At 55.1% G+C, this 14,344-nt stretch carries 12 protein-coding genes and 1 riboswitch; of the genes, 8 read left to right on the top strand and 4 right to left on the bottom strand.

Annotated features, from left to right (window positions below; all coding sequences use genetic code 11):
- Positions 1–22: 22 nt before the first annotated feature.
- Complete coding sequence (locus tag Q1A00_RS00175) at positions 23–1,318, bottom strand: homocysteine synthase (RefSeq protein WP_298401313.1); 1,296 nt, start codon at positions 1,316–1,318, stop codon at positions 23–25.
- A 109-nt stretch (positions 1,319–1,427) separates the two neighbouring features.
- A riboswitch (SAM riboswitch) is annotated at positions 1,428–1,539 on the bottom strand.
- 392 nt (positions 1,540–1,931) lie between these two features.
- Here Q1A00_RS00175 and Q1A00_RS00170 point away from each other — a divergent pair.
- The 4 genes from Q1A00_RS00170 to Q1A00_RS00155 all read left to right on the top strand — a co-directional run bounded on the left by Q1A00_RS00170 (position 1,932) and on the right by Q1A00_RS00155 (position 6,757).
- Positions 1,932–2,714 carry a carbon monoxide dehydrogenase subunit G gene (locus tag Q1A00_RS00170; RefSeq protein ID WP_298401311.1) on the top strand — a complete coding sequence of 261 codons (783 nt, stop codon included), beginning with the start codon at positions 1,932–1,934 and terminating at the stop codon, positions 2,712–2,714.
- 226 nt (positions 2,715–2,940) lie between these two features.
- Entirely contained in the window at positions 2,941–3,423 is a 483-nt protein-coding gene (locus Q1A00_RS00165) for a (2Fe-2S)-binding protein (RefSeq protein WP_298401309.1), read from the top strand.
- A gap of 44 nt (positions 3,424–3,467) precedes the next feature.
- Positions 3,468–5,831, top strand: coding sequence for a molybdopterin cofactor-binding domain-containing protein (locus Q1A00_RS00160; protein ID WP_298401307.1), 2,364 nt, complete (start codon positions 3,468–3,470; stop codon positions 5,829–5,831).
- A 65-nt stretch (positions 5,832–5,896) separates the two neighbouring features.
- Complete coding sequence (locus Q1A00_RS00155; protein ID WP_298401305.1) at positions 5,897–6,757, top strand: xanthine dehydrogenase family protein subunit M; 861 nt, start codon at positions 5,897–5,899, stop codon at positions 6,755–6,757.
- Between the two features lie 273 nt (positions 6,758–7,030).
- On the opposite strand, the gene Q1A00_RS00150 is transcribed toward Q1A00_RS00155, so the two are convergent.
- Complete coding sequence (locus Q1A00_RS00150; protein WP_298401303.1) at positions 7,031–7,279, bottom strand: hypothetical protein; 249 nt, start codon at positions 7,277–7,279, stop codon at positions 7,031–7,033.
- Between the two features lie 184 nt (positions 7,280–7,463).
- Complete coding sequence (locus Q1A00_RS00145; protein WP_298401301.1) at positions 7,464–8,471, bottom strand: hypothetical protein; 1,008 nt, start codon at positions 8,469–8,471, stop codon at positions 7,464–7,466.
- 400 nt (positions 8,472–8,871) lie between these two features.
- On the opposite strand from Q1A00_RS00145, the gene phnD reads away from it, so the two are divergent.
- The 4 genes from phnD to phnE (Q1A00_RS00125) all read left to right on the top strand — a co-directional run bounded on the left by phnD (position 8,872) and on the right by phnE (Q1A00_RS00125) (position 12,399).
- The gene (phnD, locus tag Q1A00_RS00140; RefSeq protein ID WP_299754689.1) at positions 8,872–9,888 is read left to right on the top strand and encodes a phosphate/phosphite/phosphonate ABC transporter substrate-binding protein; all 1,017 of its coding nucleotides are present in this window, start codon (positions 8,872–8,874) and stop codon (positions 9,886–9,888) included.
- Positions 9,889–9,963: 75 nt separating this feature from the next.
- On the top strand, positions 9,964–10,761 hold the full coding sequence (gene phnC / locus Q1A00_RS00135) for a phosphonate ABC transporter ATP-binding protein (protein WP_298401298.1): 798 nt from the start codon (positions 9,964–9,966) through the stop codon (positions 10,759–10,761).
- A 13-nt stretch (positions 10,762–10,774) separates the two neighbouring features.
- Positions 10,775–11,587, top strand: a complete 813-nt coding sequence (gene phnE, locus Q1A00_RS00130; protein ID WP_299754686.1) for a phosphonate ABC transporter, permease protein PhnE — start codon at positions 10,775–10,777, stop codon at positions 11,585–11,587.
- Positions 11,587–12,399: a phosphonate ABC transporter, permease protein PhnE gene (gene phnE / locus Q1A00_RS00125; RefSeq protein ID WP_299754683.1), complete on the top strand. Its 813-nt coding sequence runs from the start codon at positions 11,587–11,589 to the stop codon at positions 12,397–12,399. The genes phnE (Q1A00_RS00130) and phnE (Q1A00_RS00125) overlap by 1 nt, the downstream gene beginning before the upstream one ends.
- 87 nt (positions 12,400–12,486) lie before the next feature.
- On the opposite strand, the gene metG is transcribed toward phnE (Q1A00_RS00125), so the two are convergent.
- Positions 12,487–14,289, bottom strand: a complete 1,803-nt coding sequence (metG, locus tag Q1A00_RS00120) for a methionine--tRNA ligase (protein ID WP_298401290.1) — start codon at positions 14,287–14,289, stop codon at positions 12,487–12,489.
- Positions 14,290–14,344 lie beyond the last annotated feature (55 nt).

The following is a 14,344-nucleotide window of genomic DNA, read 5'->3' as shown; positions in this document are numbered from 1 at the left end:
TCGCCGCGATGCCCGCTGTGTATTATGACGGCGTCCCGGCCAGCGCTTGATCGAGATCGGCCAAAATGTCGTCGATCGTCTCAAGACCAATCGAGAGCCGCACATAATCGTCGGTCACGCCAGTCAGCCGCTGCTCTTCCGGCGTCAACTGGCTGTGGGTCGTCGTGGCCGGATGGATAGCAAGGCTCTTAGCGTCACCGATGTTTGCCAGATGCGAGAAGAGGCGTAGCCGCTCGATGAAGGTACGGCCAGCCACTCGTCCGCCTTTCAAGCCAAAGCCGACGATCCCGCTCTGGCCGCGGGGCAAATACTTCTGCGCCAGCGCATAGCTCGGATGGCTCGGCAGACCGGGGTAGTTCACCCATGCCACCTTCGGATGTTCGCTAAGGTACTGAGCGACAGCCAACGCATTCTTGCTATGCCGCTCCATCCGTAACGGCAGCGTCTCTAACCCTTGCAAAAAGAGGAAGCTATTAAATGGACTGAGCGCCGCGCCGATGTCACGCAAGCCCTGCACCCGCGCTTTGATAATATACGCTAATTGACCAAACGTCTGTGTGTAAACCAACCCGTGGTAGCTCGGATCAGGGCTGGTAAATTCAGGGAACCGGCCACTGGCTGCCCAGTCGAACTTGCCACTATCAACGATAATCCCGCCAATGGCGGTGCCGTGCCCACCGATATACTTCGTCGCCGAGTGGATGACAATATCGGCGCCGTGCTGGATCGGCTGCCACAGATATGGCGTCACCGTTGTCGCATCAACTATCACCGGCACGCCGCGCTCGTGGGCGATGGCCGCGATCCGTTCCAGATCGAGCACGTCGAGCCGCGGATTTCCAACCAATTCGAGGAAAAAGGCTTTAGTGCGATCGTCAATAGCAGCCGCAAAACCGTCGTAATCGCGCGCATCGACAAAACGGGTGGTAATGCCGAGCTTTGGTAAGGTGTGGCGGAAGAGGTTATACGTGCCGCCGTACAAATCTGACGAAGCAACGATATTGTCCCCACTGCCGGCTAGATTGAGAATAGCTAGCGTCTCGGCGGCTTGCCCTGACGCCAATGCCAACGCGCCAACTCCACCTTCGAGCGCCGCCATGCGCTGCTCGAACACGTCGGTGGTCGGGTTCATGATGCGCGTGTAGATATTACCAAATTCCTGCAAGTTGAACAGACGCGCCGCATGATCGGTGTCCTTGAACTGATACGATGTGGTGGCATAGATCGGCACCGCCCGTGATCCGGTAACCGGATCAGGGGTCTGACCGGCATGCAAGGCGAGCGTCTCGAAACCGGTGAAGCGCGGAGCATCGGACATGAACAACCTCCTCAAACATTTATCAAAGTGAGCCAAATTGCAGGCAACAAAAACGCCCTCAACGTGCGATGAGGGCGTGAAATCATTGCGGCAAGCCGCGCTGCCACGTCGCTCATCTTCCAGAACACTTCTGCCGGAATTAGCACCGTTCGCACGCGGCGACGCATGCGAGGGTTGCTGCGGTTTCAACGGGCCGGTCCCTCCACCGCTCTGGATGAGTGCGTGTATGTTGTTGAGGTGCGTGTCGGTGTCGCCTACACCAATGCGTTGCGGATAATATAAATTATGCAACTCGCCTTTGTCAAGTATCTGGGCAAGGAATTTTGCCCCGTTTTCGTTCCTCGTCCCTACGGAATCGGTGATAGCTGCCCAATGCGCACTGCAACCAACTCGACCTGCACATTGCCTTGACAAAGCTTGTGCTGCTGAGTAAGATAGATATGGAACCCATAACTAGACGCGCATAAAATTATCTCGAGTATACTACCAGTGTAAAGCAAGCTCTCCTAGTTCGGCAGGACAGAGCATGGCGTGTATTAAGGTATAGGTATACTCGTCTTTTTACAGAGGTTGCCCGGCTCAATATCTGTGAACCGGGCAGCAAGGAGTTAGTGTGAAGATCGCCGGCAATTACATCTTTGCAGCTAGTCGTGAGGAAGTGTGGTCTGCGCTGAATGATCCAGAAGTGTTAGCCCGCACCATTCCCGGTTGTCAGCGACTTGAGCAAGTTGGCGAAAACGAATATGAGAGCACATTGAAGATCGGCCTGCAAGCAGTGCGCGGCGTGTACAGCGGTCGCGTAAAGATTGATAACATTCACGCGCCTGAGTCGTATGACATTCACGTCGACGGGAAAGGTAGTAATGGCTTTCTGAAAGGATCGGGCAGCATTCAGCTCCGTGAAGAAAACGGACAGACGATTCTCGACTACGGTGGTGAGGCACACGTTGGTGGAACTATCGCTAGTGTTGGCCAACGTCTCCTTGATGGTGCAGCCAAGACGCTGATTTCCCAGAGCCTTAAGGCGCTTGCCGCGCAGATTGAGGCACGGCGCAGTGGTATTTCTTCACCCACGGCTGAATCCGAGTCGGCCACACCTGCAACATCTGCTACCTCAGTATCACCACCCGCTACCCCTGAGCCGGCTGCCGCGCCACCATCTGCTCCCGTTACCCCTGAGCCGGCTGCCGCGCCCAATCCCAAACCTGCTGCGCATGCACCTGAGCCGGAAGAGTCAACCGTTGCCCGGCGCACAATTCACGTTCCTGCCGGTGAAGGTCTCACTGAAGTAGATGTTGCCCTCGGCGTTATCGAGGATTTTTTGAAAGAGCGTCCGTGGGTGCCATGGGTCATTATCGCATTCTTACTCGGTTACTTACTTGGTCGGCGCCGTTAGCCCGGCCAACAGTTCCTCGCTTCTCATTAGGCAACCTGCCCGAGCATAGGGGAGGAGGCAAGCGAGAAGGCGCGCGCATACCGATAGTCGCCTTCTCACCAAAGAAATACGCTTCATTAGATCGTTTATCGTCATCGTGCGCGACGTTTCCCTTAGTCCACACTTCATTACCCGTCGCTGTTTCATAGTATGTCGTTTACTTCACAGTCAACAAGGAGGTTGGAGCGTGACAACGATTACGGTCACCATCAACGGTGTTCGCTACACTAGTGAGGTTGAGCCGCGCCTACTGCTCGTTCACTACTTGCGTGAGCATCTCAATCTGACCGGCACTCATATCGGGTGCGATACCAGCCAATGCGGCGCGTGCGTCGTACATATCAACGGCGTGAGCGTTAAGTCGTGTACTACGCTGGCCGTTCAGTGCGATGGCGCCGAGATTACCACCATTGAGGGTTTAGCGCACGACGGCCAGCTCCACCCGCTGCAAGAAGGTTTCTGGGAGAAGCACGGTCTTCAGTGCGGGTTCTGTACCCCCGGTATGATTATGGCCGCCGCCGATCTACTCAAGCGCAACCCCAATCCCACCGATGAAGAGATTCGCCACGGCCTCGAAGGCAATCTCTGCCGTTGCACCGGCTACGAAAACATTGTCCGAGCTGTGCGCTATGCCGCCGAGAAGATGGCCGCTGCACAAGCCGCTGATTAGTCCGTTCGGCACTTGTTCACAACGAACCTAGTGAGGAGTCAAGGATGACCGCTACCGAGATGAAGGAGCGACTGGTTGGACGGGCGTTGAAGCGCCGCGAAGACCCCAAGCTGATTACCGGTCACGGCAATTATCTTGATGACATCAAGCTGCCCGGTATGCTGCACATTGCGCTGGTGCGTAGCCCTTATGCTCATGCCAAAATTGTGTCAATCGACGCAAGTAAAGCACTGGCAATGCCCGGTGTAGTTGCGGTATTCACCGGTAAGGACATGCTCGATATCAACCCGATGCCGGCAGCATGGCTGGCTTCAGGGGTGAAGAACAATCCGGTACCTCCGCGCGCGCTGGCCGTTGATAAGGTGGCAATGGTTGGCGATCCAGTGGCGATGGTGGTGGCTGAAAACCGTTATATCGCTCGCGATGCTGCTGATGCGGTTGAGGTTGAGTACGAACCGCTACCAGCAGTTGTCGATGCCCGCAAAGCGGTTGAACCCGGCGCGCCCCAGATCCACGAGGCTGCACCCAACAATATTGTGTTTGAGTGGGAATGCGGGAATAAGGCAGCGGCGGACGCGGCAGTCGCGAGCGCCGAGGTGGTGGTTAAGGAAGAGATTATCAATCAACGCCTTATTCCCACCCCAATGGAGACGCGCGGTTCAATTGCGCGCTACGATGCCACGACTGGCGAATGGACGGTCTGGATGACCTCGCAGGCGCCGCACGTGCATCGTTTGCTCTTAACTGCCTTCGTCTTCGGAGTGCCTGAAACAAAACTGCGCTGCATTGCGCCGAACGTCGGTGGTGGTTTTGGGCAGAAGATCTTCTGCTACAACGATATGGCCTTCACGATGTGGGCCGCGCGCAAGCTGGGCCGACCGGTGAAGTTTGTTGAGGATCGCTCTGAGAATTACAAGTATTCAACCCACGGACGCGACCATATTACCGAGGCCGAGCTGGCCGGTACCCGCGATGGCAAGATTACCGGCCTGCGCGTGAAGACATGGGCGAATATTGGTGCTTACTTCTCGACCGTCGCTGCCGGTATTCCAACAACGCTCTACGGTCGGATCGTCACCGGGGCTTACAAGATTCCGGCAGCGCACGTTCACGTAACCGGCGTGTATACCAATACGGCAATGGTTGATGCGTATCGCGGTGCCGGTCGCCCTGAAGCTAGCTACCTGATCGAACGCATGGTTGATCGCTTTGCCGCTGAGATCGGGATGGATCCGGCTGAGGTGCGGCGCAAGAATTTCATCCAACCAGAAGACTTCCCCTACGATAATGGGTTGGGTCTGCTGCCCTACGATAGCGGCAATTACGAGCCGGCGTTGAACAAGGCGCTAGAAATTGCTGGCTATGCCGAGTTCCGCAAGCAGCAAGCGGAATTGCGCAAACAGGGCCGCTACCTCGGCATCGGTATCTCGTCGTATGTTGAAATCTGCGGCATTGCGCCAAGCGCGTGGATGGGCAGTCAAGGTTGGGGGGCCGGCCTTTGGGAAAGCGCTAATGTTCGTGTCCATCTCACCGGCAAGGTGGTGGTCACGACCGGCTCGCTGCCGCACGGCCAAGGCCTTGAGACGACCTTTGCCCAGATTGTGGCTGACGAGTTGGGTGTGCCTTACGAGGATGTCGAGGTGCAGTGGGGCGACACTCAAGGTACACCGTTCGGCTATGGCACCTACGGCTCACGCTCGCTGGCCGTCGGCGGGGTGGCGATTAAGCGTAGCGTCGATAAGATCAAAGAGAAGGCGCGCAAGTTGGCCGCTCACCTGCTGGAAGCCAACGAGGCTGACATCGTGTTTGAGAATGGCCGCGCGTATGTCAAAGGTTCACCCGACAAGGGCAAGACAATTGGCGAGTTAGCCGCCGCTGCCGCCGTTGCTTATAACCTGCCACCCGGTATGGAACCCTTCCTCGACGAGACCAGCTACTACGATCCGCCGAACTGTACCTTCCCCTTCGGTACGCATGTAAGCATTGTTGAGGTTGATCCTGAAACCGGCCATGTCAAGCTGTTGCGCTATATCGCGGTTGATGACTGCGGTAATCAGATCAATCCGCTGATCGTGGAAGGTCAAATTCACGGTGGTATCGCCCAAGGGTTGGCACAGGCACTCTACGAGGGGGCTGTCTATAGCGAAGACGGCCAATTGCTCACCGGTACGCTGATGGACTACGCTGTGCCGACGGCCGCAATGGTGCCGCATATCGAGACAGACCATACCGTTACACCGTCGCCGGTGAATCCGCTCGGCGTGAAGGGGGCTGGCGAGGCGGGCACGATTGCATCGGCGCAGTGCGTGATGAACGCGATTATTGATGCGCTGGCACCGTTCGGCGTGAAGCATTTGCAAATGCCGGCCACTCCCGAACGGATTTGGCACGCGATTCACGGTAAGTAGCGAGAAGCAACGCAGGCGCGGGCTACTTTGAGCCTGTGCCTGCTATGACGCATAAGGGAGTAGCTATGATTCCAGCTCCTTTCGATTACTACGCGCCGACGAGCCTTGCCGAGGCGCTGACGTTGTTGCAGCAGCACGGCGATGATGCCAAGATCCTAGCCGGTGGTCACTCGCTCTTGCCGGCGATGAAACTGCGCCTTGCATCGCCAAGTGTGTTGATCGATATCAATAAAGTGGCCGAACTGCGCGGGATTAAGGTCAATGGTACGGTCGAGATCGGTGCAATGACCACATGGAGTGCTATCGAGCATCATACGGCATTGGCCAAGGCTTGCCCGGCGATGACCGACGCGGTTGGCCTTATCGGCGACATTCAGGTGCGCAATCGCGGCACTATCGGTGGCTCGCTGGCCCATGCTGACCCTGCTGCTGATATGCCGGCCGTAGTGTTGGCGCTCGATGCCCAGATCCATGTTGAAGGCCCCAACGGCCCACGCGCCATCGCCGCGGCTGATTTCTTCACCGATATGCTCAGTACGGCCCTCGAACCGGGCGAGATTATCACTACCATTACATTTGATAGCCATGGCGCTGGTGAAGGCTCAGCTTACGCCAAGTTCCCCCATCCGGCAAGCCGATACGCGATTGTTGGCGCAGCCGCGTATGTCAAAATGGAAAATGGTCAGGTGACGGCATGCCGCGTGGCAATTACCGGCGCCGGCCCTAAGGCTGAACGTCAGCCTGCCGTCGAGCAGGCGCTGATCGGCACTGACGGCAGCGCCGATGCCGTGGCCGCCGCCGCTGCCCATGCTGGCGAAGGCATGGATATGCTCGGCGACATCCACGCCAGCGCAGAGTACCGACGGGCAATGTGCAAGGTCTACACCAAGCGCGCCTTGCTTAGGGCAATCGAGCGCGCACGATAGAGCAATGGAAGGGCGGGTTTATAACTCGCCCTTCCGGTTCATATCCCCCTAACCGCTACACCCTTCCCCCAACCGTACTGACTTACTCTGCGCTGACGAACAAACAGAGAACAATCATATTAGGATACGCGCATTCTTCAGCGCAAGAAGGAAAAGAGGGAAGACGCTTTCTCCGTCGTATGGAGCCATCACGGGCGTGCTCTCCGATACGCCATTCAAGAACTACCTATCGCATCGGCGTATCCCACACTTCAGTTTATGTACCTATTCGGATCATAAGGAACCGGTTTCAACTGGCCCGATGAGCAATACGGATCTGGCAGTACCGTCAGACCACGCTACGCCCCTTCCTGAACGATGAATAGCACTACCCACCGCTTTGTCGAAGCAATAGACTGTCACAAGCTCGCTGATGAAGCCAATCTCCTTAGCAAATTCTGTAATTAGCTCGCCATCGTCCATGCGCAATACGGTGATGGAGACAATGGAATAGGCGATGAACGGCGCATTGAAGCTGAGCACGATTGAGACCACTTAGAGCAACCACGTGACGATTTTGAGAGTGATCCAGACCTTCGGCACATTATCAAACGTAACCTTGCAGTGGCTACACTCTGTTGCCTTGAAATCTGCCAAAGGCGCGTGCACCCCCGTACCGGTCAACGATGCGGGGGACATCATTCCTAGCGTGAACACCTCGACATGACTACGCAATCTTGAAGTAGACGATGGTCTTGTGCCGAGACTGCACTCCTTCCATCGTTACAGCGTATAACCCTTTCGGTAGTTGCCCAAAGAGGACAATACTGTAACTACCATCGTCTTCAGCGGTATTGCCACCAACAATATCTACCCCTATGACGATACCGGTTGCGACTTGGGTAACATAGACCCCAACCTGCTCACCGGGAGTAAAGCCATAACCAATGATGTTTACTTCAAAATTCTGACTGCCTCTTATACATATCGGTTTAACCGAACCATTGATCGGCGCCGGAATATCCGCACAAGGGTCAGCCGGCGCTGGCGGTGGCGTAGGTTGTGGCCTAGGCTGCGACCCGAATGCCTCACGACCCAATAGCCCCAACAACACCACATTCGGGCCGAGGTTTGTATGCAACTCGAACCGCGCCCGCTCGAACCACTGCGTCAGCACCGTATCGCCTGACGAGTTGGTCTCGACCCGCGCTTCGGTCAACGGCAAGCCGAACAGGGCTAAACTCTCAGCCTCGCTAAAGCCGCGCTGACCATCAAAATCCAACCCATGCGACTGCCAGTAACGCAAGAAGGCGTCACACACCAGATGTTGGGTCTGAGCAAAGTAACGGCAGCCAGACTGCTGCGTGGTTGGTGCCTTTGGCTCATTCTGCCAAGGGGTACCGCGTCGCTGCAACAGATCATCACCCAATCGACCGAGTAACACATCGTAAGGGCGTGCGTTTTCTGGATGCAGCTCAAAACGGTTACGCTCGAAGATTTGCACCAGCCGCACCCTACCTTCTACCTCTTGCTGGAACGCAGGCATTATCGGGAACCCAAACACGGGGAGACCACCGTTCTGCTGCCAGTACTCGGCAAATCGACCTTCAATACAATTCGGCACTTCGTTGAAACAGATTCGGTTCTGCGCGTTGATGAGTGGCGTTGGCATCAATACGGCCAGCAACATTATCGCCACTACTGTTGCGAACAGATGCAGCCAGCGCAATCTCATACAAACCCCCCGCATGTTTTGAGAAGGTAATAACAGATGTTAGCATCATACAGCAAAATCATCGTCGTGTCAATAAAATTATTAAAGAAAAGTTCTTAATAAAATAACAATATTTACTTTATTATTCATATGTTTTTGTATTATCATTGATTTAAATGAATTTTTCAGCAGACATCCAAAGCGAGGGCGACAAACTAGTAGGATCGCCGCGCTTGCTTCGCCGATTGGTCTCGCGCCTACGAATACCCAGCCCCAAGGTCGAAGCGTCCAACATACGCAGTTTATTCAATACTTAATCCAATCTTTATTTTTATTTAACATTTTTCTCGTTGGCAGATAATCTGCTTTAGTCACAATAAGTAGCGCATACATCATCATACTTAGGAGGTCAATAACTGGTATGGCTCGCATGATGCGCTTGGCGTTCCTGTATTTCATGGTTGTAGCATTCGTTACCGCCTGCGGCTCTACCCCTCAGACAACCACCGCACCAACCTCAGCTCCGGCCGCAGCCGATGCTTGCCCTCGCCCCCCTGAAATGGATGCACGCTTTTGTGATGAAGATGGCGATCTTGTTGCCGATCCACCCAAAGATCCAGCCCAATGGGTCAATCCTGATACCCTCATCTTCGCCTACACACCAGTCGAAGACCCTTCGGTCTACCGCGTCGCATGGGCAGATTTTCTGGCTCACCTCGAAAAAGTGACCGGCAAGAGAGTCGAATACTTCGCTGTCGACTCCAATGCAGCCCAGCTTGAAGCAATGCGCGCCGGCCGCCTCCACGTTGCCGGTTTCAATAGCGGCAGCGTTCCGTTTGCCGTCAACTTTGCCGGCTTTGTCCCTTTCACGATGATGGCAAAGGCAGATGGCTCGTTTGGCTACGAGATGGAGATCATTGTTCCAGCAAATAGCGATATTCAGTCGATTGAAGACTTAAGGGGTCGGCGCGTCGCCTTTACCGAGCCAACATCGAACTCAGGGTTCAAAGCCCCTTCGGCCCTACTGGCATCGCAGTTCAACCTATCGAGCGAGCGCGGCGACTTTGAAGCCGTCTTCTCTGGCGGTCACGATAATTCGATCCTTGGCGTAGCGAACGGTGATTATGATGCAGCCGCTATCGCCAACTCGGTGATGAAGCGGATGATCAAGCGTGGAGTCATAAAGGCCGACCAAATTCGATCGATTTACCGCTCGCAGACGTTCCCTACTACCGCTTACGGCTACGTCTACAACCTCACGCCAGAATTGGCCGCAAAGGTACGTGAGGCCTTTGCTACCTTCAATTGGGAAGGCTCCTCGTTGCAGCAAGAGTTTAGCAAGTCGGGCGAAGCCCAGTTCATCCCCATTACCTACAAAGAGCACTGGGAAGTTATTCGCCAGATCGACAAAGCATTAGGTGTAAAATACGTCCAGTAAACCGGTCTTCGCTATAAGAATGCACAAGACGAGAAGATACTATCTCGTCTTGTGCTCATCTTTAAGGATGCTGGCATGCTCCGTATTGAACAACTTGTGAAACGATACCCAACTGGTGATACTGCTCTGCGTGGCGTGAGTTTATCAGTAGCAGAAGGACAGGTTGTCGCCCTGATTGGGCCATCGGGTGCCGGTAAAAGTACGCTCATCCGCTGTGTCAATCGGCTGGTCGAACCGACGTCTGGCAAGATTTGGCTGCGCGATACTGAAATTACTGCGCTTCATCCAAGGCAACTTCGCCGCATTCGACGGCGAATCGGGATGATTTTTCAAGAGTATGCGCTCGTCGAGCGTTTATCAGTGATGGAAAATGTCCTTTCCGGTCGGCTAGGCTACGTCAATTTTTGGCAAAGCTGGTTTCGGCGCTTTCCTCAAACCGATATTGATCAGGCATTTACCTTGCTCGACCGCGTCGGGCTAAGCGATTTTATTGACAAACGAGCCGATGAATTGTCGGGTGGGCAACGCCAACGGGTAGGGATTGCGCGCGCACTCATTCAATCGCCCGATCTCTTGCTGGTCGATGAACCAACCGCTAGTCTCGATCCGAAAACCTCACGCCAAATTATGCGTTTGATCACCGAGCTTGCGCGTGAACGCGGCCTTGCGGTCATTATTAACATTCACGACGTGCCACTGGCGCAGATGTTCGTGCAACGGATTGTTGGGTTGCGCGCCGGCGAGATTGTGTACGACGGCCCGCCAGATGGTTTGACGCCTGATCGGTTGAGCGAGATCTACGGGGCAGAAGATTGGGGCGCGAGCCAAGCAACAACTGCCGAGCAAGAACCATCGCTGACAGCACAAGAGTAAGGACACCATCTGTATGGCAGAAATCACCTCTCCCTCACCGTATCGCCGCTGGCGTAAGCCACCGTTGATCAAAAACCCGTGGCTACGCTGGGGAGTAGTGATCGGGGCATTGGTCTACCTCGCGCTGGCGATCAGTTCCGTTTCGGTCGATAGCGCGCGTATTGCGCGCGGTCTCGAACGGGGCGGTCGTATGATTGCAGCGTTCCTCCAGCCCGATTTCGTCTCACGTTGGGACGACATCCAAATCGGGGTGTTGGAGAGTTTGACCATGACCGTCGTCTCGACCATTGCCGGCGTCTTGCTGTCGGTTCCTATCGGATTAGGCGCAGCCCGTAATATCGTGCCAACGCCAATCTACCTGATTTGTCGCGGTATTATCACCCTGTCACGCACCTTTCAAGAGGTCGTTATTGCGATTGTCTTCGTCGTCATGTTTGGTTTTGGCCCACTGGCCGGCGTTTGCACCTTAGCTTTTGCCACTATCGGTTTCCTTGCTAAGTTGCTTGCCGAAGATATTGAAGAGATCGATCCGGCGCCACTCGAAGCGATCCGTGCGACTGGCGCTGGCTGGCTCAAGACGATTACCTATGCGGTAATGCCCCAAGTAAGCGCACGACTAGTTGGCTTGAGCGTGTATCGATTCGATATCAATCTGCGCGAGTCGGCCATCGTCGGGATCGTTGGCGCCGGGGGTATTGGTTCTACCCTACAGACTACGTTTAATCGCTATGATTATGACGTGGCCGGAGCTATTTTGATCGTTATCATCACGTTGGTGATGATGACCGAACTTGTTTCAGCGCAAATTCGCAAGAGGTTGCAATAATGCCGGTACGCATTGCAAACAATGGCAAAATCTGGCAGCGGTATGATACCACTACCCGCCTGCGTCTATGGGGCGGTTGGCTTGGAGGGACGGTCATCACTCTGATCTGCTGGCAGCTTATCGCGAACCGGACTCGTTGGGAGTTCGCCGCTGATGCTCCCCGGCAATTGGCAATCTTTCTGCAACGCGTGTTTCCACCCGATTGGTCGTATATCAATCAATTATGGCAACCACTGTGGGATACGCTAACCATTGCGACGCTTGGCACCCTGTTAGCCGTGATCGTTGCGCTCCCGTTGAGTTTTCTTGCCGCGCGCAACACTACACCCCACCCGGTCATTCGTTATCTCACCCTGCTCATCATCGTAGTGTCGCGCTCAGTTAATTCGCTCATTTGGGCATTGATCATCGTTGCTATTACCGGCCCCGGTGTCTTAGCCGGTATTATCGCTATCGCCCTACGTTCAATCGGCTTCATCGGCAAGCTGGCCTTCGAGTCGGTCGAAGAAACCAGTCGAGAACCGGTCGAAGCAATCACCGCAACAGGTGCGAGTCGGTTGCAGGTGCTCAGCTACAGCATCCTCCCACAGGTTATGCCAAGTTTCGCCGGTATCAGCATCTTCCGCTGGGATATTAACATTCGCGAAGCGACGGTGATAGGCTTGGTAGGCGCCGGTGGCATTGGGCTGAATCTTAACGCTACCGTGAACCTACTGCGCTGGGATCAGGCCGGCATGATCTTTGTCGTCATTTTCGGCCTCGTATTGATCAGTGAAGCGATTTCAGCGCGGGTGCGACAAGCGATTATCTGAGCTATCACTTCCAGCGAACGTGATACCAACGCGAGGAGATACGGCACTTGCCGTACCTCCTCGGTAGCGTTCAACCACTCCCCCTGCTTACAATGCTCGACTCTGCATACGCGCCAACTCCTCTTCAACCACCTTTTCATCGAGCTTCTTGAAGAGCGGCTGCGGTTGGCGCAGTGTCTGCCCAACCGGTAAGGCCGATGGCTCCCACCGCCCTGACCACTGGTCGTAGTCGCCGGTGAGCACGCGGTGGGTACGACCATCGGCTTCAGTGACATCTTGGAAGCGGAGCGGCCCAGCGATATAGCCGTCATAGCCCAAGTACTCATGCAGGCGCTGGCTCGAAAAGGGCAAGAAAGGGGTAAAGATGATCTTGAGCGTATCAACGCAACGCAACGCGACGTACCAGATCGTCGCCGCGCGCTCGCGATCGCTCTTGATCACCTTCCACGGCTCTTGCTCGCTCAAGTAGATATTGACTTGGGCCGCCAGCCGCATTGCTTCGCTCAACGCAGCTTTAAACCGCGCCGCTGCCAGCAATTCGCCCACCGTCTCGATCCCACCAGTCACTTCAGCCAACACCTGCTCATCAGCCGCAGTGAGCGGGCCGGGCTGCGGCACACTGCCAAAGTTCTTGTAGACATTGCTGAGCGTTCGGTTGACCAGATTGCCCCACGTTGCCACCAATTCGTCGTTGTTGCGCCGCACAAACTCGGCCCACGTGAAGTCAGTATCTTGATTTTCAGGGCCGGCGATGGTGAGAAAGTAGCGCAGCGCATCAGCATCATAACGGCTAAGAAAATCGTTAACGTAAATAACAATCCCCCGTGAGCTAGAGAACTTCTTGCCCTCCATGGTTAGAAATTCGCTTGAGACAACGTTGTAAGGCAGTTGTAGCGGAATGCCATCGTATTTCCCTCCCGGATTGGCGCCGAACTGGCCACCCGCGCCATAACCGAGCAGCATCGCCGGCCAGATCACGGTATGAAAGACGATGTTGTCTTTGCCCATAAAGTAGAAATGGCGCGCATCCGGGTTTTGCCACCATTCCCGCCATGCATCCGGCTCGCCCCGATTGCGCGCCCACTCGATACTGGCCGAGAGATAGCCGATCACAGCGTCAAACCAAACGTAAATCTTTTTGTCGTCGCGGTTGCTGTATTCGGGTAAGGGAATTGGCACCCCCCATTCGAGATCGCGGGTGATCGCGCGCGGCTTCAGCTCTTTGAGAAAGTTGAGCGAGAAGTTGCGCACGTTGGGCCGCCAGTGGCCTTGTTGATCGATCCACGCACGCAACTGCTCGGCAAAGGCCGGCAAGTCGAGGAAAAAGTGTTCAGTCGGTTTGAACACTGGCGGTTGACCATCAACCTTCGAGCGCGGATTGATCAAGTCGGTCGGATCAAGCTGGCTGCCACAGTTATCACACTGATCTCCACGCGCCTCGTCGTACCCGCAGATCGGGCAGGTACCCTCAATGTAGCGATCGGGCAGGGTTCGCCCGGTCGTAGCCGAGAATGCACCCAACGTCTCTTGGCGAATAATGTAGCCGCGTTCGTAGAGGGTACGGAAGATATCTTGCGTCACCGCATAATGGTTCGCGGTGGTGGTGCGGGTAAAGGTGTCGTAGCTTAGCCCTAGATTGTACAAATCATCGCCGATAATCTTGTTGTAGCGGTCAGCAATCGCTTGCGGCGTTGTTCCTTCTTTATCGGCCACCAGCGTGATCGGCGTGCCATGCTCATCGGTACCCGAAATCATAAGCACGCGGTTACCTCGCAACCGGTGATAACGGGCAAAAATATCGGCGGGCACGCCAAAACCGGCCACGTGACCGATATGGCGCGGCCCATTGGCATACGGCCACGCCACCGCAACTAAAATATGCTCAGGCATCATTGCACCTCAAAATAAGCCTCAAACTGAACAGTTCTTTGGCACAACAACCTGC

It is taken from the genome of uncultured Chloroflexus sp., from assembly GCF_938091255.1.
In the GTDB taxonomy this organism is placed as follows: domain Bacteria; phylum Chloroflexota; class Chloroflexia; order Chloroflexales; family Chloroflexaceae; genus Chloroflexus.
Note: the sequence above shows the minus strand (reverse complement) of the source record. Positions and strands in the feature narration are given on the sequence as shown.

Coding starts and splice junctions, on each gene's coding strand:
- phnE (WP_299754683.1), top strand. CDS start 11,587: ATGCCGGTACGCATTGCAAACAATGGCAAAATCTGGCAGCGGTATGAT.
- Q1A00_RS00160 (WP_298401307.1), top strand. CDS start 3,468: ATGACCGCTACCGAGATGAAGGAGCGACTGGTTGGACGGGCGTTGAAG.
- phnE (WP_299754686.1), top strand. CDS start 10,775: ATGGCAGAAATCACCTCTCCCTCACCGTATCGCCGCTGGCGTAAGCCA.
- metG (WP_298401290.1), bottom strand. CDS start 14,289: ATGCCTGAGCATATTTTAGTTGCGGTGGCGTGGCCGTATGCCAATGGG.
- phnD (WP_299754689.1), top strand. CDS start 8,872: ATGGCTCGCATGATGCGCTTGGCGTTCCTGTATTTCATGGTTGTAGCA.
- Q1A00_RS00175 (WP_298401313.1), bottom strand. CDS start 1,318: ATGTCCGATGCTCCGCGCTTCACCGGTTTCGAGACGCTCGCCTTGCAT.
- Q1A00_RS00145 (WP_298401301.1), bottom strand. CDS start 8,471: ATGAGATTGCGCTGGCTGCATCTGTTCGCAACAGTAGTGGCGATAATG.
- phnC (WP_298401298.1), top strand. CDS start 9,964: ATGCTCCGTATTGAACAACTTGTGAAACGATACCCAACTGGTGATACT.
- Q1A00_RS00155 (WP_298401305.1), top strand. CDS start 5,897: ATGATTCCAGCTCCTTTCGATTACTACGCGCCGACGAGCCTTGCCGAG.